Annotated in this window: 21 protein-coding genes; 2 read left to right on the top strand and 19 right to left on the bottom strand. The window is 61.1% G+C overall.

The annotated features are described in order from the left end of the window. Nucleotides 1-4 precede the first annotated feature (4 nt). The 12 genes from OU993_RS14920 to OU993_RS14865 all read right to left on the bottom strand — a co-directional run bounded on the left by OU993_RS14920 (nt 5) and on the right by OU993_RS14865 (nt 14,939). Nucleotides 5-1,039: a tartrate dehydrogenase gene (locus tag OU993_RS14920; protein ID WP_268158646.1), complete on the bottom strand. Its 1,035-nt coding sequence runs from the start codon at nt 1,037-1,039 to the stop codon at nt 5-7. Between the two features lie 6 nt (nt 1,040-1,045). Next, a complete protein-coding gene (locus OU993_RS14915; RefSeq protein WP_268158644.1) occupies nt 1,046-2,509 on the bottom strand; it encodes an aldehyde dehydrogenase family protein in 1,464 nt (487 codons plus the stop codon). A gap of 183 nt (nt 2,510-2,692) precedes the next feature. After that, nucleotides 2,693-3,046, bottom strand: coding sequence for a cupin domain-containing protein (locus OU993_RS14910; protein WP_268158642.1), 354 nt, complete (start codon nt 3,044-3,046; stop codon nt 2,693-2,695). A gap of 169 nt (nt 3,047-3,215) precedes the next feature. Then, complete coding sequence (locus OU993_RS14905; RefSeq protein ID WP_268158640.1) at nt 3,216-4,454, bottom strand: hydantoinase/carbamoylase family amidase; 1,239 nt, start codon at nt 4,452-4,454, stop codon at nt 3,216-3,218. A gap of 43 nt (nt 4,455-4,497) precedes the next feature. Further along, on the bottom strand, nt 4,498-5,832 hold the full coding sequence (locus OU993_RS14900) for an aspartate aminotransferase family protein (RefSeq protein ID WP_268158639.1): 1,335 nt from the start codon (nt 5,830-5,832) through the stop codon (nt 4,498-4,500). Beyond that, the gene (locus OU993_RS14895; RefSeq protein ID WP_268158638.1) at nt 5,829-6,908 is read right to left on the bottom strand and encodes a phosphotransferase; all 1,080 of its coding nucleotides are present in this window, start codon (nt 6,906-6,908) and stop codon (nt 5,829-5,831) included. Before OU993_RS14895 ends, OU993_RS14900 begins: the two co-directional genes overlap by 4 nt. Nucleotides 6,909-6,960: 52 nt before the next feature. Further along, a complete protein-coding gene (locus OU993_RS14890) occupies nt 6,961-8,382 on the bottom strand; it encodes an amidase (protein WP_268158637.1) in 1,422 nt (473 codons plus the stop codon). A gap of 25 nt (nt 8,383-8,407) precedes the next feature. Further along, nucleotides 8,408-9,760 carry an aspartate aminotransferase family protein gene (locus tag OU993_RS14885; protein ID WP_268158635.1) on the bottom strand — a complete coding sequence of 451 codons (1,353 nt, stop codon included), beginning with the start codon at nt 9,758-9,760 and terminating at the stop codon, nt 8,408-8,410. Between the two features lie 58 nt (nt 9,761-9,818). Then, a complete protein-coding gene (locus OU993_RS14880; RefSeq protein ID WP_268158633.1) occupies nt 9,819-11,510 on the bottom strand; it encodes an ABC transporter ATP-binding protein in 1,692 nt (563 codons plus the stop codon). Between the two features lie 2 nt (nt 11,511-11,512). Beyond that, nucleotides 11,513-12,352, bottom strand: a complete 840-nt coding sequence (locus OU993_RS14875; protein ID WP_268158631.1) for an ABC transporter permease — start codon at nt 12,350-12,352, stop codon at nt 11,513-11,515. Then, the gene (locus OU993_RS14870; RefSeq protein ID WP_268158628.1) at nt 12,349-13,320 is read right to left on the bottom strand and encodes an ABC transporter permease; all 972 of its coding nucleotides are present in this window, start codon (nt 13,318-13,320) and stop codon (nt 12,349-12,351) included. Before OU993_RS14870 ends, OU993_RS14875 begins: the two co-directional genes overlap by 4 nt. A gap of 71 nt (nt 13,321-13,391) precedes the next feature. Next, complete coding sequence (locus OU993_RS14865) at nt 13,392-14,939, bottom strand: ABC transporter substrate-binding protein (protein WP_268158626.1); 1,548 nt, start codon at nt 14,937-14,939, stop codon at nt 13,392-13,394. 273 nt (nt 14,940-15,212) lie between these two features. Here OU993_RS14865 and OU993_RS14860 point away from each other — a divergent pair, with 273 nt between their 5' ends. Then, nucleotides 15,213-16,136: a 2-hydroxyacid dehydrogenase gene (locus OU993_RS14860; RefSeq protein ID WP_268158625.1), complete on the top strand. Its 924-nt coding sequence runs from the start codon at nt 15,213-15,215 to the stop codon at nt 16,134-16,136. Here OU993_RS14860 and OU993_RS14855 read toward each other — a convergent pair. The 4 genes from OU993_RS14855 to OU993_RS14840 all read right to left on the bottom strand — a co-directional run bounded on the left by OU993_RS14855 (nt 16,133) and on the right by OU993_RS14840 (nt 19,975). Then, nucleotides 16,133-16,900, bottom strand: coding sequence for a GntR family transcriptional regulator (locus OU993_RS14855; RefSeq protein WP_268158624.1), 768 nt, complete (start codon nt 16,898-16,900; stop codon nt 16,133-16,135). The two genes, OU993_RS14860 and OU993_RS14855, sit on opposite strands and share 4 nt — an antisense overlap. Before the next feature lie 367 nt (nt 16,901-17,267). After that, nucleotides 17,268-17,987, bottom strand: a complete 720-nt coding sequence (locus OU993_RS14850) for an SDR family NAD(P)-dependent oxidoreductase (RefSeq protein WP_268159678.1) — start codon at nt 17,985-17,987, stop codon at nt 17,268-17,270. 190 nt (nt 17,988-18,177) lie between these two features. Beyond that, a complete protein-coding gene (locus OU993_RS14845) occupies nt 18,178-19,215 on the bottom strand; it encodes an NAD(P)-dependent alcohol dehydrogenase (RefSeq protein WP_268158623.1) in 1,038 nt (345 codons plus the stop codon). Nucleotides 19,216-19,336: 121 nt separating this feature from the next. Then, entirely contained in the window at nt 19,337-19,975 is a 639-nt protein-coding gene (locus OU993_RS14840) for a nucleoside/nucleotide kinase family protein (RefSeq protein ID WP_268158622.1), read from the bottom strand. 305 nt (nt 19,976-20,280) lie between these two features. On the opposite strand from OU993_RS14840, the gene OU993_RS14835 reads away from it, so the two are divergent. Further along, complete coding sequence (locus OU993_RS14835) at nt 20,281-21,396, top strand: anhydro-N-acetylmuramic acid kinase (RefSeq protein WP_268158621.1); 1,116 nt, start codon at nt 20,281-20,283, stop codon at nt 21,394-21,396. Nucleotides 21,397-21,403: 7 nt separating this feature from the next. On the opposite strand, the gene OU993_RS14830 is transcribed toward OU993_RS14835, so the two are convergent. From OU993_RS14830 to OU993_RS14820, 3 genes are all read right to left on the bottom strand, one after another. Then, on the bottom strand, nt 21,404-21,823 hold the full coding sequence (locus tag OU993_RS14830; RefSeq protein ID WP_268158619.1) for a GNAT family N-acetyltransferase: 420 nt from the start codon (nt 21,821-21,823) through the stop codon (nt 21,404-21,406). An 89-nt stretch (nt 21,824-21,912) separates the two neighbouring features. Beyond that, nucleotides 21,913-23,052: a CapA family protein gene (locus tag OU993_RS14825; protein WP_268158618.1), complete on the bottom strand. Its 1,140-nt coding sequence runs from the start codon at nt 23,050-23,052 to the stop codon at nt 21,913-21,915. Next, complete coding sequence (locus OU993_RS14820; RefSeq protein WP_268158616.1) at nt 23,049-24,974, bottom strand: CocE/NonD family hydrolase; 1,926 nt, start codon at nt 24,972-24,974, stop codon at nt 23,049-23,051. The genes OU993_RS14825 and OU993_RS14820 overlap by 4 nt, the downstream gene beginning before the upstream one ends. Nucleotides 24,975-25,015 lie beyond the last annotated feature (41 nt).

Below are 25,015 nucleotides of genomic sequence, written 5' to 3'. Positions count from 1 at the left end.
GTCCTCAGTCCAGAGCGGCCAGAACGCCGCGAGTGATGTCATCGGTCTTGTCGCGGCCCGGAACGGTGCCTATGCCGCGGGCGGTGGTATTTTCCATGGCAGCCATGATCCGCGCGGCCGCCTCGCCCTCGCCGAGATGCTCCAGCATCATCGCGACCGACCAGATAGCGGCCAGCGGGTTGGCAATGCCGAGATGAGCAATATCCGGCGCCGAACCATGCACCGGTTCGAACATGGAGGGCGCGCTGCGGTCCGGGTTGATGTTGGCGGAGGCAGCAAAACCGAGGCCGCCCTGGATGGCCGCGCCGAGATCGGTCAGGATGTCGCCGAACAGGTTGGAGGCGACCACCACGTCGAGCGTTTCCGGTGCCATCACCATGCGCGCGGCAATGGCATCGATGTGATAATGGCTGACGGCAACGTCGGGATAATCGGCGGCAAGCTCCTTCGTCACCTCGTCCCAGAACACCATCGAGTATTTCTGCGCATTGGACTTGGTCACGGACGCCAGCCGCTTGCTGCGCTTGCGGGCCTGCTCGAAACCGAAACGCAGAATACGCTCCACACCGGCGCGGGTGAAGACGGCGGTTTCGACGGCCACTTCGTCCTTGGTGCCCTGATGCACGCGGCCGCCTGCGCCCGAATATTCGCCTTCCGTATTCTCGCGGATGCAGAGAATGTCGAAGCCATCCTTGCGCAACGGCCCCTCGACGCCGGCCAGAAGGCGGTGCGGGCGGATGTTGGCATATTGCACGAAGGCCTTGCGGATCGGCAGCAGCAGGCCATGCAGCGAGACCGAATCCGGCACCTTTGCCGGCCAGCCGACGGCGCCGAGAAAGATCGCATCGAAGCGCCGCAGGGTTTCGATCCCGTCTTCCGGCATCATCCGGCCGGTCTGCAGATAATGGTCACAGGACCAGGGAAAGGTGACCGTCTCGATCTTGCCCGGCAACACCTTGGCGGCAACGGCAAGCGCTGCCTCCGTGACCGGAACACCGATGCCGTCACCGGGAATAAGTGCAATGCGATAAGGTGCCATGGTCTCTCACAGGTCGATAAGCACGCTCTTCGAGCGGCGGTTTGCATGATAGGCGTCGCGGCCGAGATCCTTGCCGATGCCGGACGACTTGTAGCCGCCCGTCGGCAGGATGTGATCGCGCGAGCGGCCATAACGGTTGATCCAGATCGTGCCGGCCTCGATCCGATGCAGGCTCTTGAGTGCCCTTGATACATCGCGGGTATAGACACCGGCTGCAAGACCATAGGTCGGGTGATCCGCCAGCGCAAAGGCCTCGTCTTCGGTTCCGAAGGTCTGCAGCGTCAACACCGGCCCGAATACTTCTTCGCGCACCGCCGTATTGTCCTGGCTGACATTCGTCAGCAGCGTCGGCTGATAAAAATAACCCGGATGATCCATGTCGCGCGCACCCGTCAAAACCTCGGCACCCTCTTCGATGGCCGCCTGGACGAGGCTGTGAACGCGCGCCCTTTGGCGGGCGGAAATACACGGTGAGTATGTGGTTTCCTCCTCCCAGCCGAGGCCGGGCCCCGGCTGCGCCATCAGCTTGATCAGCCGGTCGGACAGTTCGTCCGCGATGCTTTCATGCGCGATGACCCGGCTGCCGGCGACACAAGCCTGGCCGCCGTTGAACAGGATCGAACGGGCAATGCAATCGGCGGCGAGCGCCAGGTCCGCATCGGCAAACACCACCTGCGGGCTCTTGCCGCCAAGCTCCAGCGTCATTGGCTTGATGCCGGTGCGCGCGACATTGGCCATGATGGCAGAGCCAGCGCCAGTCGATCCGGTGAAGCTGACCTTGGCGATATTCGGATGGCCGGTCAGCGCATTGCCGGTGACGGGGCCATCGCCCAGCACAACGTTGACGAGGCCCGCCGGGATGCCGGCCTCCACGGAAAGCTCCGCCATTCGCAGCGTCGCAAACGGCGTCATCTCGGAGGGCTTCAGCACAACGGCGTTACCGGCGGCAAGCGCCGGCGCCATCTTCCAGCCGGCCATGGAAAGCGGGAAGTTCCAGGGCGTGATGGCAGCCACCACGCCATAGGGTTCGGTAACGATCAAACCGAACTGGTTGCCGGCCGTTGGCACCACCTCGCCACCTTCCTTGTCGGCCAATTCCGCAAAGAACCGGATCTGTTCGGCCGTCACCGCAATATCGCCCGCAATCAGCTGGCCGATCAGCCGCGTCGAGGGCACGGCCTCCAGCTGCGCCAGTTCCAGCGCGTGCTGTTCGATGAGATCGGCCCAGCGCAGCAGCGCGTTCGTGCGCTCGCGCGGACGGCAGGTGCCCCAGCCGCTGTCCTTCTGTGCCCGGCGCGCGACCCTGACCGCCTTGTCGACCACATCGGCGTCCGCCACCGGACAGCCGGCAAATTCCACGCCATCCGACGGGCGATGCAGGGAAAGCACCGGTTCCGCCGCCTCGAAGGCGCCGCCGATAAAATGACCGCACCGGAACGAGGGGGACGCGGGATCAAAGGAAAGGGTCATGGCAGGGCTCCGGTGATGCAGCGCCGATCGTAGAAGCAAGCCTCCGCAACCTTGCGCCATTTGTCTGCGGCCGGCAGTGCATTGCTCTGTTGCCGGCCCGCTTGACGCAATTTCGTGCGGCAGCGACCGCCGGCTGACCGGCATATCAGGACCGCATGGCGAAAGACGCCGTGACTTTGAGGGTCAGTAACAAACCACGTAGATCTTGCGCACCGTCTCGATCGTGCGCCAGGTCCCGACGAAACCGGGCTTCATGACGAAGCTGTCACCGGCCTTGTAGGTGATCGGCTCCCGGCCGTTTTCGGTGATCTCCACGACGCCCTCCAGGATATGGCAGAACTCGAAGGTCTCGCCCTTGATCGAGTGCGTGAGACCCGGCGTCGCCTGCCAGATGCCGGACTTGATCTTGCCATCGCGCGTGTCGTCCATCGCCCAGGTGGAGAATTCCGGGCTTCCGGAAATCAGCCGCTCAGGCGTCGGTACCGCATGGGTCGGCTCAAACGTCGGGTTATGGTCGATGGTCTTGATCAGGCTCATGAAAGGCTCCTCGGGCTTGGCGATCCTCCATGATCTAACCGAAGCCGCAGCTGCACCTCTGCCGTCGATGACGACAGAAGAGGCGTTTCTGCCGAATTCCATCCAACCTGCCCAATAACGTGCGGTTTCAGCGAAACCGGCACCGATCTTCATCCATTTGCGCTCCCTGTCAGGGCTCGTTGGCAAGGGCGACGGCGACATCCAACAGCACCTGCGCACCCGCCGCCACATGGGCCGGGTCGCACCATTCTCGTTCGCTGTGCGAAATGCCGCCCCGGCACGGCACGAATATGATCGCCGAGGGGCAGAGGTGCGCCATCGACAGCGCGTCATGCGATGTCAGTGTCGGCAGCGTCATGGCCGGGTATGACCGTCGTTCTGCCGCGGTCATGATCTGTGTTGCAAGGTCCTGGCAGAGATCGAGCCTTTGGCGATAATGCGCGGTCGTCACATCGATGACGAGGCCGGTCTCTTCAGCGATACGTTTTGCCGCCGTCTCAATCCGCGTCACGATGTTTGCGCGTCCGTCTTCGGTGGCATGAACCGCGACATAGGAGAGCTGCGTCAGGTGTGGAATGTTGACGCGATTGTTGGGCCAGTTGCGGATAACGGTCGCGCTGACCATTCCAGCCGGTTCATTGTCCGCCCCGATCGTCTCGATGTCGAGGATGATCCTTGCTGCAGCGACAAGAGAATTACGCCGCGTGGACATGGCTGCGGTCTGCGAATGGCCATTCTCGCCATGGATATCGATAAAGCCGCTACATCCCCACGAGCTGTTGGAAACGGCGGCGATCAGCGCGCCGGCTTTTTCCAGTTCCGGCCCCTGCTCAATGTGAAGTTCGAGGTACTTGTGAACAGGCCGCCCGCCGACGGGTGCATGCCCAGCATACCCAATCCTGGCGAGTTCATCGCCCAGCCTCGCCCCGCCGTCATCCCTGCGGCCAAGCGCTTCCTCCAGCGGCAAAAGTCCTGCGAACACACCAGAGCCCATGATACCGGGCTGGAAACGTGCACCTTCCTCATTGGTGAAGTTAGCGATTTCGATTGCCCGCTTCGTCGTCAGGCCGGCTGCATCGAGAGCTCGGATAACAGCAAGCCCCGCCAGTACGCCCAGAACGCCGTCGAACTTGCCGCCAGGCATCTGTGTGTCGAGATGGCTGCCGATAACCAGTGGCGCAAGTGCGGCATCGGTGCCCTCGCGCCGTGCAAACATGTTGCCGATCGCGTCAATACTCACCGTCAAGCCGGCCTCTTCGGCCCAAAACCGGAACAGGTTGCGCCCTTCGCGATCCGCATCGGACACAGCGGGACGGAAACTGCCGCCCGCTTGCGTTGCGCCGATCGCCCCCATGGTCATGATGTCCGCCCAGAGGCGCTCCGCATTGATATCCGGTGTCGATGCCATGTACGTTCCTGTCAAATTGTGCGGCGATGAGAATGCTGTGGCGTTAATTCGTCTCGTGCAGCACCGCTTCGAGCGTCGTTAGGAAAATCTCTGCATGCTCCTTGCCGAAAGGGAGAGGTGGGCGAATTTTCAGCGAATTGCCGTGGAGACCGGCAGCGCTGATCAGCACCCGGCGTTCGCGCAGGCGATTGACGACCGCAAGCGATCGCGCTCCATCCGGTTCACGGCTTTGCCGATCCTTGACGAACTCAAGACCGAGGAAAAGTCCGGCCCCTCGGACATCTCCGATACAGTCGAACCGCTGCTGCAGCATGCGCATTCCGTTCAACAGGTCGTTGCCCGTTGAAACGGCGTTCGCCATCAGATCTTCATCACGGATGATCTCCAGAACGGCATTGGCTGCCGCGATTGAAACGTGATTGGCACCAAACGTGTTGAAATAACGAATGTCCCGGCCGAAGCGCTCCTGGATCTCGCCTTTCATCACCGCGGCCGCGATAGGCAGTCCATTGCCCATCGGTTTGCCCATCACGGCAATGTCCGGCACGATATCATGACGCATGAAACCCCACATATGAGACCCCAGCCGACCGAAGCCCGGCTGCACCTCGTCGGCGATGTAAAGCGCCCCTGCCTCGTGGACGACCTCAAGCGTGCGCTTCAGGAATCCCGCCGGTTCGGAGAATATGCCGTCCGTCGAAAAGATACTGTCGGCAATGAACGCCGCAGGCCTTATTCCGCGGCGCTGCATGAAGGCGATGGCCTTCGAGACGTTCTCCGCGAACATTTCCGCTACATCGCGCCCCTCGGACCGGTACGCATCCGGGGCCGGTACGGTCATCACGTGCACACCAAGCGGCATGTTCGGCCCCAGCGATGGCGAGATCGCAGCAGACGCGGCAGTCGTACCGTGATAGGCGTTTTCGGTAATGATGATGCCTGTGCCGCCCGTATAATAACACGCCATCCGTAACGCGAGATCAACAGCCTCGCTGCCGGTGCAGCAATACATGACCCGGTCGATTTCTTCCGGGAAGGTTGCAAGAAGTTTCGCGGAATAGTCCAGGATCTTCTCGTCGAGATAACGAGTATGAGTGTTCAGAATGGCTGCCTGTTCGGCAATCGCAGCGACCACCTTCGGGTGGCAATGGCCGACCGAAGGGACATTGTTATAGGCGTCGAGATAGGCGTTTCCGTCGGGGTCGTAGAGCCAGACGCCCTGCCCTCTCACCAGATGCAAGGGCTGTTCGTAAAACAGCCGATAGGATGGACCGAGCATCGCCTGTCGTCTCTCGATCATCGAGCGTTCACGCTCCGGCAGACTGCCAAGCCGAGAGGCATCAAAGCCGTTGATCATGGTTGTCGCTGGCTTGGTCATCTCTCTCTCCCCAGGCTGCAAGCGGCGGCCAGACGTCTTGCGACTTCATCCTTTGGAATGGCATCGAGCTTCACGAACTGTGCCCAAACGGTCGCACTGTTGCGGGTATAAAGCTCCCGGTTTTCCGGAAACAGGTTGCTGCGCCACTCCGGAATGGCAACCCGCATCAGCATACGCGTCGCAATCGCGGGGTACAGCAGCGCAAGCTCTTGCGGGCTGAGCGTCTTTTGTGTGGCATACCCTCTCAGGAAATCACACATGGCTTCGACTGGATCGGCGGCATCGCCTATTTGATATGCGGCACCCACGGCAACGTCGAACAGCACCGGCGCATGGACCATGTCACCGAAGTCGATGATGCCGCTGATCGTGTCGGGATCATCCTGCACGACGAGGATGTTCTCCATATTGAAATCATTATGGATGACCTGTGCAGGCAGGACCTCCATCCGTGGAGCGATCAGCATCTCGAAATCGTCCATGGCGCGTTCAAGCCGGGAGCGCTGCCATGTGTCCGAAAAGACGCAGAGGAGATTACGAAGACTGCCCGCATGCTTCATGTCCCAGGTGATGCGGTGCTGGGCAGCCTCGTGACGAAAGTCCTCCAACGCCGTCTGCATGCGCCCGAGCAGGACGCCGACACGGTATCGCTGAAGCGCTGAATGCGGCAGCACCTTCTGCGCCAGGCCCGGCAAGAAGGTCACCATCCGCACACCACGGGTGGCGCCATCACTGTCCGTCATGACGAAGTCGGCCTCGCCATCGACAGTGCGGATGATCCGCTGAACCGGGATCGCGGGATCGGCAGCCGCCACATGGAGAAGTGCCTGACTGTGCATGCTCGTGACGGCCGGGTCTTCGGCGGGATTGAGGATCTTCAGAAGATAAGCGGTTCCATCCTCAAGCGTCAGGCGGTAGTTGCTGTCCTTCTCCCCCCAAAGCCACTCGACCCTGCCGGTCAATCCATATTTTTCTTGCGCAATGCGCTCCGCCTGATCCGGCGGGACTGCGGCGGCCCCAGTCTTCAGTTCTGCGCCGAGCCCGGTCTCCGGCCCTCGGCTTGCCGTGGAGGCCATATGTTCAATCCTCATGCTCACTTTTTGGTCTTTCTCCCGCCGAAAGGCCCGATCAGACGATCCGCGGGGCACTGAGAACCGCCTCCGGATAGGCAGCCTGATAGGCAGCCGCCAACCTCAGAACGAGGTCGTCACGATAGCGGGGGCCGACAAACTGCAGCCCGATCGGTAAGCCGCCAGCATCGAAGCCACACGGCACGGAGACGGCCGGCTGTCCGGTCATGTTGAAGGGATAGGTGAACGGCGACCAGTCGGACCAATCCTTCCCTTCGACCCCGCCCGGGAAATCAACGCCAGCCTCGATGGCCGTCACCGGCATGGTCGGCAACATCAGCGCATCGTAGCGTTCGTGGAAGATCGCCATCGTGACCTTCAGATCCGCGCGAACCTGTTCGGCCGCAACATAGTCGCGAGCGGTGTAAGCAAGCCCCTTTTCATAAATCCGGATCAGACCAGGATCCATCTGCGCCATCTGCGCCTCGGTCGGATTGGCCAATTCCACCGTCCGGGCTTCGGCGGCATACCAAAGCACAAGCAGCGCATCCTGGGGATTGGAGAAACCCGGATCCACGTCCTCGATGATGGCACCCATATCCGCCAGACGCTGGGCGGCACGCTCAACAGCAGCAGCCACATCCGGCTGAACCTCGGCATAACCGAGATTGCGGCTATAGCCGATCCTCAAACCCTTGACGCTTGTGCTCCGGACGGCCTCACGCCAGTCCGGCACGGGTGTCGGGCAATAACCATACATCGCTTTCGGCGTCGGCCCGCTCGTCGCATTCATAAAGAGGCTCGCATCTTCAACGGTACGGGCGAGCGGACCGCGATGCGCAAGTTCGAACAGGGTCGTCGGCGTATCGGAAGGGATCCAGCCGTAGCTCGGCTTGATGCCGAACACGCCGGAAAACGAGGCCGGAATGCGGATCGAACCTGCACCGTCGGATCCTTCATGCAGGACCCCCATATTCAGCGCCGCCGCAACCGCTGCGCCCCCGGAGGAGCCGCCGGAGGCGCGATCAGTGCGCCAGGGGTTCAACGTATTGCCGAAAGCGGGGCCATGGGTCACCCCTTTCCAGCCGAATTCGGGCGAGGTCGTGGTGCCGAGAATGGTGACGCCCGCGGCACGCAGGCGCTCCATGATGAGGAATTCCTTGTCGGATGGCGTCTTTGCTCCAAGTGCCGAACCGCGCCGCCACGGAATTCCCTTGACTGGTGTCAGTTCCTTGATCGTTGTCGGCGCACCGTCGATCGGACTGAGAGGTTCGCCCCTCATCCAGCGGGCTTCGGATTGTTTCGCGTCCGCCAGCGCCTGCTCCGGCACAACGTAGGCAAAGGCATTGACATTCGGATTGAACGCCTCGACCCGCGCCAGGGAAGCCTTGGCGGCTTCGACCGGAGAGACCTTGCCCGCTGCGAACAGTTCGGACAGCTCAGCCGCGGTCATTTCGCCAAGTTCGGTTTTTTCCGTCATACGCATCATCTCTTCCCTCGAAACATCAGGTGCGCGCAGCCTGCACCAGATCCAACGCCCGCTTGACCGCGGCGAACATGTCGTCGATCTGTTCGGCGGTGATGATAAGCGGTGGGCAGAAGCAGATCCCTTCGCCGATGTTGCGCACGATGAGCCCTTCCTCCTGGCAGGCCGCAGCGACAGCGGCTGCCGCGTCGCCGGCATTGGCATCCGCCCATGGCTTGATCTCGAGCGCGCCCAGCAGGCCAATGCCGCGCGAGGAGTGCGCAAGCGGATGCTGTGCAAGTTCGCCAAGGCCTGCGAGAAACTGCCCTTCAAGCCGCGCGGCATTGCCGACAAGATCCCGCTCCTGGATGATCTTGAGGTTTTCAAGGCCAACGGCGGTCGCAACCGGGTGGCCGGAAGCGGTGTAACCGTGGCCAAACACACCGATGCGATCGGATTCGTCGGCGATCGGCTGGTAGAAGCGATCGTTCATGATGATTGCGGAAAGCGGCATATAGGACGATGAGATCTGCTTCGATACGACCAGGACATCCGGTTCGATGCCAAGTGTTTGGCACGCAAACATCCTGCCCGTTCGGCCAAATCCGCAGATGACCTCATCGGCCACGAGCAGAATGTCGTATTTTTTCAGAATGGCCTGCACGCCGGCCCAATAGCCGTCCGGCGGAACCAGAACACCACCGGCACCCATGACCGGCTCACCCCAGAAGGCAGCGATCGTCTCCGGTCCCTCCTTGAGGATCAGATCCTCCAGATCCTTCAGCATGCGCTGGGTAAACTCGGCTTCGCTCTCCCCTTCAAGGCCGAAATGCACGTAGGATGGGCAGGATGTGTGGATCATCCGGTCCAGCGGGAGGTCGAAGCTTTCGTGGTTGCGCGGCAGACCGGTGATCGAGCCCGATGCGATGGTGACGCCGTGATAACCCTTGATGCGGCCGATGATCTTTTTCTTCTCGCGTTTGCCCAAAGCGTTCGACCGGTACCAGACCATCTTGGCGGCAAGATCATTGGCCTCCGAGCCCGACGAGGTGAAATGAACCTTCGACATCGGCACCGGTGCGATCTTGATGAGCATCTCCGCCAGATCGATCGAAGGGCCGTGCGTCTTGTATGAAAAGGTGTGGTAATAGGGCAGCTTTTCCATCTGCGCCTTAGCGACTTCGGCGAGACGCTTCTCTCCGAAACCAAGCGCCACCGACCACAATCCGGCAAGACCTTCAATGTAGCGTTTGCCGGTATTGTCGAAGACATAGATGCCGTCGCCCCGCTCGATCACCAGCCCACCCGATTTCTCGTATTTGCGCAGGTTCACGTTCGGATGCATCTGGTAGGCGATATCGCGGCCTTCCATCGAATTGGGCATGATCGTCATCGGTCTCTCCATTGAACGGTTTGGGCACCATCGCCCTGTGATGTGGCCATATGACAGGTCACGCCATCATCCGTGCTTCCTTCGCCCGGCCGGGAATGGCCTCGATCAGGCTTCGTGTGTAAGGGTGCCGGGGACTGTCAAAAATTTCGCTGCCCGTACCCAGTTCAACAACTTCCCCCGTCTGCATCACCATCACCCGGTCGCAGATCTTGGCCGCAACACGAAGGTCATGGGTGATGAAGACAAGTGAAAGCCCGAGTTCCTCCTTCAGTCGCGCAAGCAGTTCCAGAACCTGGGCCTGGATGGAGACATCCAGCGCCGAAACGGCCTCGTCTGCAACGATGATCTCAGGTTCGAGTGCAAGAGCCCGAGCAATGCCGATGCGTTGTCGCTGACCGCCGGAAAATTCGTGTGGAAACCGATTGGTCGCCTTGGGGTCAAGCCCGACCATTTCCATCAGCTCTGCGGCCTGCAAAAGCGCCCGCCCTTCATCTTCACCGTAAGCGATCGGGCCCGAGGCGATGATGCGGCCGACCTTTTCGCGTGGATTGAGGGATGAATAGGGATCCTGAAAGATCATCTGGATGCGGCGGCGCATCGCGCGCAGTTCCGCCCCCTTCAGATGGGCCATATCCCGGCCACCGAGAAGCACCCGCCCGCCGTCTGGATCCTCCAAACGCACCAGGCATCGTCCGATCGATGACTTGCCCGACCCGCTCTCTCCGACAATACCAAGAGTTTCGCCACGCCCGAGCGCAAAGGACACATCCTTTACTGCATACACCTCGCGGCGTCTGGAAAACAGCCCGCCGCCCATACGATAAGTCTTGCACAACCTCTCCACCGTCAGCAGTGGTTCGCTCGTGCCAATCCCGGCATTCCCTTCGGATGGGCGTGGGATCGCCGCAATCAGCTTCTTCGTGTAGGGATGTTGCGCCGAGAAGAGCACCTCCTCGGCAGTGCCCTGTTCCACGATCCGCCCGAGTTGCATCACGGTCACATAATCCGCGATCTCTGCGACGACCCCGAAATCGTGCGTGATGAACATCACCGCCATGTTGCGTTCCTCCTGGAGCTTGGCGATGAGCTTCAGGATCTGTGCTTGCGTCGTCACATCCAAGGCGGTCGTCGGCTCGTCGGCAATCAGAACCTCCGGCTCGAGAGCCAGCGCCATGGCGATCATCACCCGCTGGCGTTGGCCGCCGGACAACTGGAACGGGTAGCTGTCGGCCGCACGGGGCGGATCCGGCAAACCCACCTCCGTCAAAAGCGAAAGGGCCCTCTCCTTCCGTTCCCTTGGCGTCAGCAGGCCATGCGCCTCGAACACCTCCTCGATCTGAGCCGAGACCTTCATCAAGGGGTTCAATGCGGACATCGGCTCCTGAAAGATCATTGCCACGCGGCGACCGCGGATGGCGTAAAGCGCCTCCGCTGGCATCGTGATGAGATCGGTGCCGCCCAGCAGGATGCGGCCCTGTGCAACGCGCACGGTCTCCGGAAGAAGCCCCATCAGCGCATTCGCCGACATCGATTTGCCGGAACCGCTTTCGCCGACCACGCACAGCATTTCGCCGGCAAAGAGCTTGAAACTGACGCGATCCACAGCATAGGGACGGTCCGCACCATCTGGCAGCGCGATGCTCAACCGATCGATATGTACGACCGGTTCTCCACGCCCCTCTTCATTCAGGGCACCAGGATGAACGACCGCATCGCCTGATGTTTCGATAGGCAGTGTTTCCGTCAACATGACTACCTCCCCTTCCGCGCGAGGCGCGGATTGAGAGCGTCATTCAGCCCCTCGCCTACCAGATTGAGCGCCAGCACTGTCAAAAGGATAGCGAGACCGGGAAAGAAGCTGACCCACCAGGCTTGCCGGATCACCGTGCGTCCCGCACCAATGATATAGCCCCAGGACATCACATTCCGGTCGCCTAGTCCCAGGAAGGAGAGCGAACTTTCGATCAGGATCGCAGCAGCCACCATCATCGACGCAAGCACGATGATCGGGGACAGAGTGTTCGGCAGGATCTGCCGCCAGATGATGGTCAGATGTGTCTGACCGGACAACACGGCAGCTTCGACAAACTCTCGCGACCTGAGTGACATCACCTCTCCGCGCAGCAGGCGGGCAACTGGCGGCCAGGAAACGACGGCGATGGAGACGATGATAGACGTGATATTGGGTTGGAAGATCGCCACCAGCACCACGGCCAGGGCAAAGCTCGGCACACTCTGGAAAAACTCGGTGAACCGCATCAGGAGATCATCAACCCAGCCGCCGAAATACCCTGCAGCGGCACCGATCGGAATACCGATGATCAGGGAAACCAGTGTCGAAACAAGTCCGACGAGCAGGGATACCCGCGCGCCGTGCGCGAGACCTGCAGCCAGATCGCGCCCCATCGGGTCCGTGCCAAGTAGGAAGGCATCCATGGTGAAGGGCGGGATGAACGGCCGCTGAACCATAGCCCAGGGAGATTTGGTGTAAATGAAGGGAGCGACAATCGAAAGAATGACGACGAGCAGCAGGACACACAGACCGATGACGGCACCGCGATTTTGCGAAAAGCGTTTCCAGAAGTCCTTCATGACGCCACCCTGATGCGCGGATCGACCAATCGGTAAAGCACGTCCGTAATGAGATTGAAGAGCAACACCATCGCTGCCGAGACAACAAAGACACCGAGCAGAAGGTTGTAGTCGCGTTGCGACAGGGCATCGAACATCAGCCGCCCGATGCCCGGCCAGGCAAATACGGTTTCGATGAGAACGGCACCGCCAACCAGCTGACCGGCCTGCAGTCCGGCAAGCGTGACAACCGGAAGCAGTGCATTGCGCAGAACGTGGCGACGCTGGATCACGGCGGGGCGCAGCCCCTTGGCCTTGGCCGTCTTCACGAAGTCCAGCCGGCTGACCTCGAGCATGGAAGCCCGTGTCATGCGGGCATAAACCGCCATGAAGAAGAGACCGAGTGTCATGGCCGGCAGGATCAGATGCTGGAGGATGTCGAACGCGCGGGCGATCCCGGTGTAGTTGACCCCGACACTTTCATACCCGAAGCCCGGCAACCAGCCGAGTTGAACGGAGAACAGGAGCACGCCCATCAGCGCAAGCCAGAACAAGGGGGTCGCATAAAAGATGAGAGCTGCAAGCGAGATGATCGTATCGGCCCATTTCCCCTGTCGTGCCGATGCGAAGGCGCCTGCAGCCACTCCGAGTCCAAGGGAAATGACAAATGCGGACAAAGAGAGAAGCAAGGTTGCCGGCAGACGCTCGCTGATCAGCTGGAGGACCGGCAACTGCTGGCGGTAGGAATAACCAAGGTCGAGCTGCATCACGGAGGAGACGTAGATCCACAGCTGGACATAAAGCGGCTGATCGAGGCCAAAGCGTTCTCTCAGCTGCTGCAGGAAGGCGGGGTCGGCATCTCCCGCCTCTCCCGCCATGACAGAGGCCGGGTCACCCGGCGCGGCATGGATGAGGAAGAAATTAAGCACGGTAATGCAGATCAGGATCACGACTGCCTTGAGCAGCCGCCCCGAGATGAACCTCAGCATGAGCTTAGCCTGACTAGATGTTCCGGGTCCGGGATGGACCGGGCGGAGAACAATCTCCACCCGGTGTCGGCTTATTTCTTGATCCAGGCATCACGCATGGATTCCGGCAGGCCGGACGCAGTGGTCACCAGATCCTGGACCTTGCAATTGTAGATCGTCGGGAAACCCAGTTCGAGCAGCCAGGCGACGGGAACATCCTCCTGAAGCTTCTTCTGCGCCTGGTCATAAAGCTCCTGCCGCTTGGCAGCGGGGTAGGCGACGGCCGCCTGATCGAACAGCGTGTCGAGCGTCGGGTTCGAATAACCTTCGACATTGTTGAAGGGGTTCCCCTTGGCAATCTGCGAGGTCTTGTAGTTGCGGTCCACACCGATCGCCGGATCACCATTCTGGTAGAGATAGGTGAATGCGATATCGTAGTCCCAGTTGGAGGTGCGCTGATTCCAGCCGGCGACGTCGGTCGCCTCAATCTCGACGGGAATGCCGGCATCACCAAGGTTCTGCTTCACAGCTTCCGCCCAGCGCTGCCACGTCTCGCCATAAGGCAGCGGCAGAAGCTTCAACGGCTTGCCGTCGTAGCCGATCTCCTTGAGGAGTGCCTTGGCCTTTGCGGGATCATGGGCATAGGTCGGGGCAACGTTTTTGTAGAAGGGAAGCTTGGAGGAAAGGGGACCGGTGGCAACCTTGCCGTAGCCGTTCCACAACACATCCTTGGCGAATTCGCGATCAAGCGCATACATCACCGCCTGGCGAAACTTCACATTGTCCATTGGTGGTTTGCGGTTGTTGAGCCAGAGCCAGGAAAGCGGCGCAAAATATTCCCAGCCCTTTTCCGTTGAGCAGGTATTCGGCAGGTCCCTGAGCCGGGGGATGTCGAAATTCTCCACCGAACCACCGGGAACGACATCGATCTTCCCTGTTTCGAAGGCGACGGAGCGCGACGCGCCATCCGGGATGACCTGATAATACAGTTCATCCAGATAGGGTTTTCCCTTGAGGTAATAATCCGGATTCTTGACCAAGTGGATATAACTTCCGCGCTTCCACTCATCGAATTTGAAGGGGCCTGTGCCGATCGGTTTGTCGTTTGCCGGATTGGTGGCGTATTCGGTGCCTTCATAGATGTGTTTCGGAAGGATCGGCATCGTGTAGAAGGAAAGGCCACGGATGAAGGCCTCGAAGGGCTCCTTCAGCTTGAACACGACCGTCTTGTCGTCCGGCGCGCTCACACTCTCCACATGGGTCATCAGGTTGCGATGGCGCGGCTGCATCTTCATCAGGAAATCATTGACGGAAAACAGGACATCCGCCGATGTCAGCGGCTTTCCATCGTGCCACTTCACGCCATCCTGGAGCACGAACGTATAGGAAAGCCCATCGTCCGAAATCGTCCAAGACTTGGCCAGCGATGGCATCGGCTTCAGGTTTTCGTCGTATCGCAGCAGGCTTTCATAGATGTTGCCCCCGACAAGCAGGGCCGGCGCATTTGTGGTGATGCCGATCATCACGCTCGGCGGCTCTGGCTGCACGATCAGATTGAGCTTGCCGCCGGGAACGGCCTGGGCAAGCACTGCGGTGGCCGTGAGAGAAAAGGCTAAGGATGCAAAAAGCAGTCGTCGCATGAAGTTCCCCTTATGGATTTTCGTTGCTTGCAGACGTCCCTGTGCGACACATCGAGCAATCAATATACCGATATATCGTTGCCCCATCTTGACTCTCGCGCTCGCCAGCTGTCAAGCAAGGAAGCCGCGAAAATGCATAAAAGATAACCCGAGACCCGCCACGCTCATCAATTAGGCACAAGGGGGAATCGAGACCCTTATCCATCGTGCGGCGACTGCACCGTCACTGGCCAACAACAAGGGGACTGCACCTTGAATGAACCGAAAACCGCATTGCGTATCGCGCTCGTCAGCGCGACACTGGACCTTGCGTTTCTTCGCACGGCATTGGAGACGGCAGCCCCGACAGCACACATCAGTATCTATCCCGAACAGGGCTTCGACGATGCCGAGGTTGCGGTGGCATGGAACCCTCCACATGGCGTTCTGGCGTCAATGCCGCAGCTGAAGTTGATCCATAGTATCGCAGCCGGCCTGGACAACATATTCGCCGATCCGCATCTGCCGGATGTGCCTGTCTGCCGGATTGTGGACGCCGGCCATGCCCAAGGCATGGCAGAATACGCGATCTGGTCGACGCTGATGTTTCATCGGGAAATGGACCGCCACCTGCAAAACGCGCAGCAACGCCGATGGGAGCGTCCCGAGCAGATCGCCGCGGCGGACTATACGGTCGGCATCCTTGGTTTTGGCGCGATCGGTCGCACCGTGGGCCGCAGCCTCAAAGCGATGTCATATACCGTGCGCGGCTGGACGCGACTGGAGAAGGAAGAACCAGGTATCGAGATCTATTCTGGACCAGAAGCGCTGCCCGCCTTCCTGTCCGGCTGTAACCTGCTGATCTGCCTGCTGCCGCTGACTGCCGCAACACGAGGTATCCTGAACGCCGACCTTTTTCGGCGATTGCCGCAGGGGGCAGCCATCGTCAACATGGGCCGCGGCGAACATCTCGTGGAAGCTGATCTATTGGCGGCAATCGATCATGGGCATCTGCGCGGCGCGGTTCTCGATGTGTTTGCCCAGGAGCCCCTTCCGGACGACAGTCCGCTCTGGGATCATCCCAGGATTTTCCTCACCCCGCATATCGCCTCCATGCCGAACCCCAAGGACGTCGCCCGCCAGATCCTTGCAAACGCGGAATTGGTATCAGACGGACGGGAGCCGCTGCACGCGGGGAACCGCGACAGCGGCTATTAGCTCTTCGGTGCCAGCATCAGTCCGATCTTCGTCGGATCGAACCCGGGTTCCTGAACGATAAGGCCCGGTTCTTCCGCGACCAGATATTCGACGACCTTCGCCGTATCGTCGAGATGCCGCCGCATCAGGTCATGGGCCAGATCACCATTTCCGCAGCGGACCGCCTCATAGATCGCGCGATGCTCCTCTTCGACCTCATCGAAAAAACCTGACCTGGGAATAGCGCGACGGCGAACGCGATCGAGTTGCCCCGTCGCATTGTGGATCGTCTGCCAGATATCCGGGAAACCTGCGACCGTGCAGAGAAAACGGTGGAAGGCATTATCGACGGCCAGCGACTGGTCGTAATCCTGACGTTTGGCTGCGTCTGCCTGAAGAAACATCAGCAGATCAAAATCCCGGTCGTGCACCGGATCATAAACCTGTGCCGCAAGGCGGACTATTCGCAATTCGAGGCTGGAGCGGATCAGATGTCCCTCGATCACACCTCTAAGCGAGATGCCATTCACGAAAGTGCCCCCACTCGGAACGACCCGGACCAGACCTTCCTGCGCCAGCCGCAGCACGGCCTCACGCATGGGCGTCCGTGACACGCCGAGCTCCGCGCAGGTCTCCTTTTCGCTGATGGTCGCTCCGGGCTCCATGCGCATGGTTATGATTGCATGGCGAATGAAATTATAGGCAGCCAAAGCCTTCGGCTGACCCGCACCGCCTGTCACACCGTTCTCAGGCAGAAAGTCAGACCGCCTCAGGCTGTTGTTCATCTTTGTCCGTCTCCCCATCCATAAGCCGGGGTTATACCGATATATTGCGGCCATGTCCCTAGCCACTTCGGCGTAGTTTGCAAGAACATATCGCCGGCCATGGTGGCAACATTCTCTTTTCGCACAGCGCAGAACGTCATCAAGGCGGTAGAGAACCTGGCTATCTTCGATAAAGCTCCCGAGCATTTGCAGTCGGCGGCTTGGCGCCCGAAGCCCGCGTCGAAAGCACCGGCAAGTCGATGACCCGAGATTTATCCGAGGTATCGTGACCGACAAAACCGCGCGCATGGCGTCGACCTTCGCAACGATCCGGCTCTTCACACCCAACTCCGATGCAAAGGACTCGCGGCGCATCGAGGGCCTGGGATCAGACGTGCTGTCCGCCATTGATATGGATCTCCGCACCGTTGATATAGGAGGACTGATCGGTGCACAGAAAATAGATGGTCGTTGCCACATCGGCGGTCGTGCCCAGCCGTCCAAGCGGCACCTCTGCCTGGACCAATTCATCGGTTCCGGGCGACAGGATCGACGTGGCAATCTCACCAGGCGCGATTGCGTTTGCGCGAATGCCCCGCGGACCGAACTCATGGGCAAGTTCGCGCGTGAGCGCCGCAAGACCGGCCTTCGACGCTGCGTAGGCAACACCTGCAAAGGGATGGACCCTTGAACCGGCAATCGACGTGACGTTGACGATCGACCCCCGAGCCACCTCGAGTTCCGGCATCAGGGCGCGGGCCAGAAGGGCGGTGGAGACGAGATTGACGTTGAGCACCTTGATCCAGGTTGCAGCATCGGTGTCGACAACACCCAACCGGCCGCCATTCTGTGCCTTGGGAGAAATGCCCGCATTGTTCACCAGCGCCGCAAGCTTGCCATCCGGCAGGCGCTGACGCACCGTGGCCGCCAGGTCTTCAATGCCGGACAGATCGGCGAGGTCGGCTTGGATATGGCTCTCCCGCGCCGATGGCCAAGCGCATTCTCCGGAAAACGGGTGGCGGGAAACGGTCAAGACCCGCCAGCCGTGCTCCATAAACAGCTTCACTGTCGCATGGCCGATGCCGCGACTGGCACCGGTCAGAAGCATACAGCGGGAGATGCTCAATTGGAAAACTCCGGTAACGCACCACAATGAAGAATGCGATATATCGGTATGTTACTATTGCCACCTGGCTTTGCAAGCGGTTTCTCCGGTCGGAACCGGCAAAGTCGTGAACTTGCCGACGTGCTGGATGAGCCGGCTGGCGCAATCATGGCAGCCGTGCTTTGCCAGCCTTTCAAGCCGGCATGCGGATCTGGATCTTTACATCCTCGGCCAACCCTTTCGCGGCCCGATCAAAGGCAGCGATGCTGTCCTTGAAGTCGTAGGTGTCGGTAATCAGCGGTTTGAGATCGACCTTGCCGGAGGCGATCAGGTTGACGGCGCGATCGAAATTGTTGGCGTAACGGAAGACGGTTTCGATGCGGGCTTCCTTGAAGATCGATGCGGGGATGTCGAAGGCGACCGGCTCCACCGGCAGGCCAACCAGGACGAGCGTTCCGCCGGGCCGCATCAGGTCGAAGATGCCCTGATAGGCCCGCGGGCTGCCGCTCGCCTCGAAAAGGACGTCCGCACCCCATCCATCCGTTTCTGCCGCGACCACGTCCGCCAGGGACGTCCGGGTGATGTCGACCGGGATGATACCGGGATACTGCCCGGCGATGGCGAGTTTCGGTGCACTGAGATCCGAGATCAGCACCTTGGAGCAACCGCCGGCCAGCGCTGCAATGGCCGTCATGATGCCGATCGGCCCGCACCCGATGACAACCGCTATATCGCCGGGCGCGATCTTCGCCCGGGTCGCCGCCTGCATGCCCACCGCAAACGGCTCCACCATTGCACCTTCGGCAAAGGAGACAGTGTCTGGCAGCTTGTAGGTAAAGGCCGCCGGGTGCACGACCTCAGGTGTCAGGACCCCGTGCACCGGCGGCGTTGCCCAGAAGCGCACATCCGGATCGACGTTATAGATGCCGAGCTTCGAGGCACGCGACGACATGTTGGGTATTCCGGGCTCCATACAAACCCGATCGCCGATCGTGAGCGACGTCACATTGTCACCGACGGCAGTCACGGTTCCTGCCGCTTCATGTCCCAGAACCATCGGTTCCCGCACCACAAAGGAACCGATGGCACCGTGGGTATAATAATGCACGTCGCTGCCGCAGACACCGACCGTGTGGACGGCGATTTTGACATCGTCGGGACCAAGCGCAAGCGGCAGATCAATCTCGCGCAGCGAAAGTTCGCCTCTGCGTTCCAGTACCAGTGCAATCATGGCCTCATCCCTTTCCCGGTGACCGCGCAACATGCGTCCCTTGTCGTCAAAGAGATAGATGAGGGGAAGCGCGTTTCCAGGCTAGGTCCGATCGCGCACCGGCGAAAGGGCCGGCCAGTCGCTACACGTTCACCACCCGCATATCGGGTTCGGCGCTGCCTTGCAGGATTGCCAGACCGTTCGGCAGGTCGTTACCATCGAGCTTGTGACGGATCGCCGCCTCATCCAGGCCAAATCCCTCCCAGCGGGCACGCAACCGCCTGCGCAGTTCGTCGATGTCGACATCCACCATCACCGTCAGATCGAAGATCGGCTTCAACCGGTCCCATGGCGGCTGGCGCATCAAAAGGTAATTGCCTTCGCAGACGATGATGCCGGTATTCCTGCCGATCAGACGCCCGCCTGCCCGCGCGATCTCGATCGACCGGTCGAAGACCGGCACGGCCACCACCTCATCCTCATTCTTTTTGAGGCGTTCGAGCATATGGCGGAGACCATACACGTCAAAGGTATCGATCGCCCCCTTATTGGCCAGTCTCCCCATTTCGCGCAGCACCGCGTCATCGAAATGAAACCCGTCCATGGGGAAAAGGGCGGCCAGGCCCGCATGTTTCCGGTTGATCTCCTCGACAACCGCTTCTGCAAGGGTCGACTTGCCGGAGCCCGGCGCACCGGCAATGCCTGCCATGATGCGCGCCGCGCGCGGCAGAGACAGAAGGCGCTCGGCGATGAGGCTGGCATTGCGGCTCAGTGTGGTCATGCGAAGTGTCTCCTGCACGTGATGCGAGGCTGCATGCTATGCCTCAATGTGGCCGGCAGAGAAAGTCGAAATCGGCCGGATGCCGAGCGGATGTAGGCCCGGGCTTTGCCTGCGAGGCGCCGGCAGACAGGACGACCGCGGCAGACTATGGCGTACGTCATCTGCCAGCCAAGGGCATGACGACATACGCCTGCTCCGGAGCCTGCTCACCAATCGCGTGCATCCGAGCCGTCACTTTGATAGTGGGATCATCGTGCTTCGCGCCGCCGTCGCGGATGCGATCAACCAGATCTGAGGGGAACGACATGCAGCCGATATGGGCCGTGGGCCTGATGACCGGAACCGTGCTGGACGGCAATATCGACGTGGCGCTGTTGAAGACGGATGGCGAAACCATCGCCGAGTTTGGCCGCTATACGCTCGCTCCATACGATCGATCGGTGCGCGATCTTCTCGAAGAGACCCTTGCGCAAGCGCGGCGGTGGAATTTCGACGGCGAAGAACCGGCTATCTTTGCAGAAGCCGAGGACACCCTGACCCGGGCGCAGACGCAGGCGGTGCTGAACCTTGTCGAGGATGCCGGCCTTTCGATGAGTGAGATCGGCATTGTCGGCTTCCACGGCCAGACCGTCCTTCATCGTGCGCCGCAGCTTGGGATACCGGGGGCCACCCGGCAATTGGGGAACGGCCGGCTGATGGCCGAACTGCTCGGCACGAAGGTCGCTTATGACTTCCGCAGTGCGGACGTGCGTGCGGGCGGCCAGGGAGCGCCTTTGGCCGCCGTCTATCATGCAGCGCTGCTGAAGGGCGCCGTCCAAGATGGCTCGGCCGCCGTGCTCAATCTCGGCGGCGTGGCCAACATCACCTGGAGTGACGGTCAGGCTGTGCTCGTCGCCTTCGATACGGGACCGGCCAATGCGCCGATCAACGACTGGATGAAATCCCACGGGCTGGGCGACATGGATGTCGACGGACAAACCGCCGCCGCCGGCCAGGTCAACGAGGCCCGGCTCGCGGAGCTTCTGCGTCATCCCTACCTCACTGCCGCCTACCCGAAGTCGCTGGACCGCTTCGATTTTGGTGCCGCCATGGCCGAGGGACTGGATGTGGCGGATGGGGCAGCCACACTCACCGCCTTTACGGCTTCTGCCGTCGGCAAGGCGCTGGATCTCCTGCCGCAGCGCCCGCACAAAATTTTTGTCAGCGGCGGCGGCCGGCATAATCCGACGCTGATGCGGATGCTGGCGGAACGCGGCCGGATCGAGGTCCTGCCCGCCGAAACGCTCGGCTGGCGTGGTGATGCGGTCGAAGCCGAATGTTTTGCGTTTCTCGCCGTGCGCGTGCTGCGCAACCTGCCGATCAGCTTCCCGACAACGACGGGCGCACCGGCGCCGATGACGGGCGGGAGACTGGCAGGCTGAGAGGCCCTCAGAGGCTCTTTTTCAGGAACTTGCGCGTGCGGCCGCGCGGGAAGTCGGGCAGTTCGCCAAAAACCTCGAACCCTTGCCGGCGATAGACCTTTTCCGCGGCGGGGTTGAAGGTGTCGATCCACGCGCCGTGACAGCCGCGTTGGCGTGCCTCCTCTTCCGCCGCCTCCAGCATCCGCCCGGCCAGCCCCTGGCCGCGCTGCCCATCCTCCACCCACAGCCACTGGACAAAAAGCCATCCCCAGGCCGTATAACCGTTGATACCGGCAACCAGCCTCTCCTCGTCGTCCCGCACGAGGACTGCCAGGCTGCGCCGTTCGGAGGCTCCCACATCCTGGTCATTAAAGGCGGAGAGGTTTTCTCCGATCCGTGCGATGTGTTCCGCTGCGGCAACGTCCGTCGTGATAAGTGTCAGTGCCATGGCGTTGAGATCATCTCATGTGCAGGTGGTTGAAAAGTCCTGACCAAGGACATGGCCGCGCGGGATTAGGCCGAACCCACAGCCAAACGTCAAGCTTCGACCGGCGAGGACGTTCCGGACATGAAGCGCTCGCGGATCTCATGCGCATCGTCCCCGGCAAGCGGTCTGGGAGATTGGGGATCGGCCGACAGCCGCGCGGCCTGAATCGGCAGGATCTCGATGCCCTCCATGGCACCGCCAGCATCGAGCGTGAGGCGCACGGCGACACTGCGCCAGACATCCACCCGCTTTTCGTCGTAGACATCGGCACGACCTGTGTGGAAGATGAAGTTTCCAAGGCCCGGCATGATCGCCCTGTTGCGGTAAAAGCGCACCGGTTGCATCACCGGAGCGCCCGTTCCAACGATCACGTCGGCACCCGCATCCACCAGTTCTCTGGCCAGGCGATCAAGCCAGCCCGGCGGCATCGCCCAATCCGCATCCCAGTGGTGGTTGTGCAGGGCAAGAATGACGATCCGGCCAAGGCTTTTGGCATTGCGCAGTGCCGTCGTCAGGCGCTCCAGGTCTGCGGAATCCGCGCTCCAGCGGCCTTCCACGCGCTCCCCGGTCACGAACCGGCTGCCGAAGGCTTCGAAACCCTCGTGGACGGACGGGCTGTAGCCCGTCCTGCGCCTCGCCGCCAGACGCGCCGCATCCCCGGTCTCCTCGTGGATCGCCAACAGCCTCGCATAGTCCTGATCGGGCAGCGCCGTCGTGCGGTGAATCCGCAAGGGCGCAATTCCCGCCCGGTCCGCGCTGGCATAGACGATCTCACCCTGAGGACCGAGATCGACCGAAAAGAGCGCGAATTTGTGTTGCCGGACCGCCCATTCGACAGGACGCGACGCCGCGGCGATATTTGCCCCGCTTCCCGCAAGCCGGATGTTGTGGCGCTGCATTACGTCATGCGTGGCGGCGATTCCGGGCGGCCCCAGATCAAACGCGTGGTTATTGGCATGCGCCATGGCCGTGAAGCCGAGGGTGGCCAGGGAGGCGACGGCCGTTTCCTTCACGGCGTGCACGGTTTTCGTTTTCGTCGGCCAGGCGCCGGTCGCTTCCACGACACCTTCAAAATTGCCGATCGTCGCGTCAGCCTTAAGGAAATCGCAAACCGCTGCCGCCTCCGCGCCGTCCATGCAAAGCGGTTCGTGGATGAGGGCCTGGCCGGTGATGGCGATGGTCACGCTCATGCGGGCAACGTGCTCTTGTTCTTCGTCGAACCCGGTTTCAGCGGCGTTATACGATGGGCGGGAACGACCGTCAGCACCAGATGCGATGGCCGCTCACGACTGCTGAACACGGTGTTGCGGGCAATCTGCTTGCCCCGTCCCGTTCCTTCCGGTGCGAAGGTGTTCGGATTGACATCATACTTCGGAAAGTTTGACGAGGAGATATCCAGGCGGATCCGATGTCCCTTCTTGAAGAGATTGGCCGTTGCAAAGGGTTCGATGGTAATCTCAAAGACCTCCCCAGGTTCGATCGCACGCGGCGCCTCGAAGGAATCCCGGTACCGGCAGCGGAAAATGCCATCGGTAATGTTGAGCGCAAAACCCAGCGGATAGTCTTTGCTCGGCGGATAGACATCGATGAGCTTGGCAGTGAAATCGGTATCGGGTGCGCTGGAGCTCACATGCAGCTCGATGGTGACCGGACCGATGACGGCGAGATCTTCGCCAAGCGGCTCCGTCTCGAAGGACAAAACGTCCGGCCGCGCCGACAGCGGGAGACCAAGATTGCGGCAGCCGAAGAAGCGCTCCGCTTCGCGCTGATCGAAACCGCCGCCTTCAAAGATCGGCTGGCCGCTGGTGAGTGATCCACCGATGGTCGGCACCGGATTGCTCGGGTCGAAATCATAGGTGAACGCGGTGCCCTCGCCCGCCGGTTCGGTTAACCGCAGCCGGCCGCCCTTGTGCAGGTAAAACGACTGCGTGGACGCATCCGGCAGCGGCCATTCGGATGCCATGCACCAGCGGCCGCCATGCTCAAGACGTCCCTGCTCGTTCTTCGAGCCGGAACCACCACCCATCAGGAAATACCGCACGGTAGGTTCCTCCTTGCCGCTCGGCACCTCGCCCTTCAGCCAGCGATCAAACCACCGGCGGCGGAAATCGAGCCAGCTTTCCGCGACCTGGCCGCCGATCGGCGCCTCCGGTCCGAACGAAACATCACCGGCGAACGTGCTGTTGCGGTTGCCGTGAAGCCAGGGGCCCATGATCAAAGACAGCGGCCGGCGCCCGTTCGACAGGCCAGCAAAGTTGTCGAGTGTCGATTTGACATAGGCATCATACCAGCTCGACATCAGCACCACCGGCACCTCCGGAAACGTCGCATACGAACCTTCCATGTAGAGCCCGACCCGACGCCAGCTGTCGTCAAAGGTGCCGCTGCGCCACTGGTCGAGCAGATAGGCTTCATATTCCGGTGCCTCGCGGATGGGCGAAATGCCTTCGCTCCAGGGCATGGCGCGAAACCAGGCGCGGATATCCTCCGCCTCGATGGCGGATCGCACCAGACCATCGGCGGCCTCTCGGGCATTGTTGTAAGCCCAGGTGGCCTGTTTCAGTTCGAAGGCGCCGCCCTGGCGGATACCGCACTGAAAGGCGTTGGAAAAGCCGCCCGAATCCATCACCATACAGGCCAATCCCGGCGGATTGAGGCAGGCGAGCGCCGCCTGGGTATGAGCGGCATAGGAGAGCCCCATCGTGCCGAAGCGGCCGTTCGACCAGTCCTGAGCGACAAGCCATTCTGCCGTATCGAAACCATCGGCAGCCTCCGATATGTATTTGGAAAACTCCCCTTCCGAGCCGTAGCGACCACGGCAATCCTGGTAGACCACGACATAACCGGCGCGCACGAAGTGCGTTGCGACCTCATCGCGACGCATCGGGCTCACCATGCCCACCTCGATCTCCGAGCGGGATCGTTCGCGTTTGCCGTAAGGCGTTCGCTCCAGGATGGCGGGCAGTTTTGTTGCGAGCGCCCGGCCACCGGAGGCCGGCCGGTAGACGTCGGTCGCCAGACGCACGCCGTCGCGCATCGCCACCATCACGTCGCGTTCCACAAGTACGTCGTCGGCAATCGCCTCCAAGCCGGAAGACGCCAGCATAGTCATCGTGCAGTCCTTGATGTCAGAGAGAAAGGCGGACGCCGCGC

It is taken from the genome of Rhizobium sp. SL86 (assembly GCF_026672545.1).
Taxonomy (GTDB): domain Bacteria; phylum Pseudomonadota; class Alphaproteobacteria; order Rhizobiales; family Rhizobiaceae; genus Neorhizobium.
Note: the sequence above shows the minus strand (reverse complement) of the source record. Positions and strands in the feature narration are given on the sequence as shown.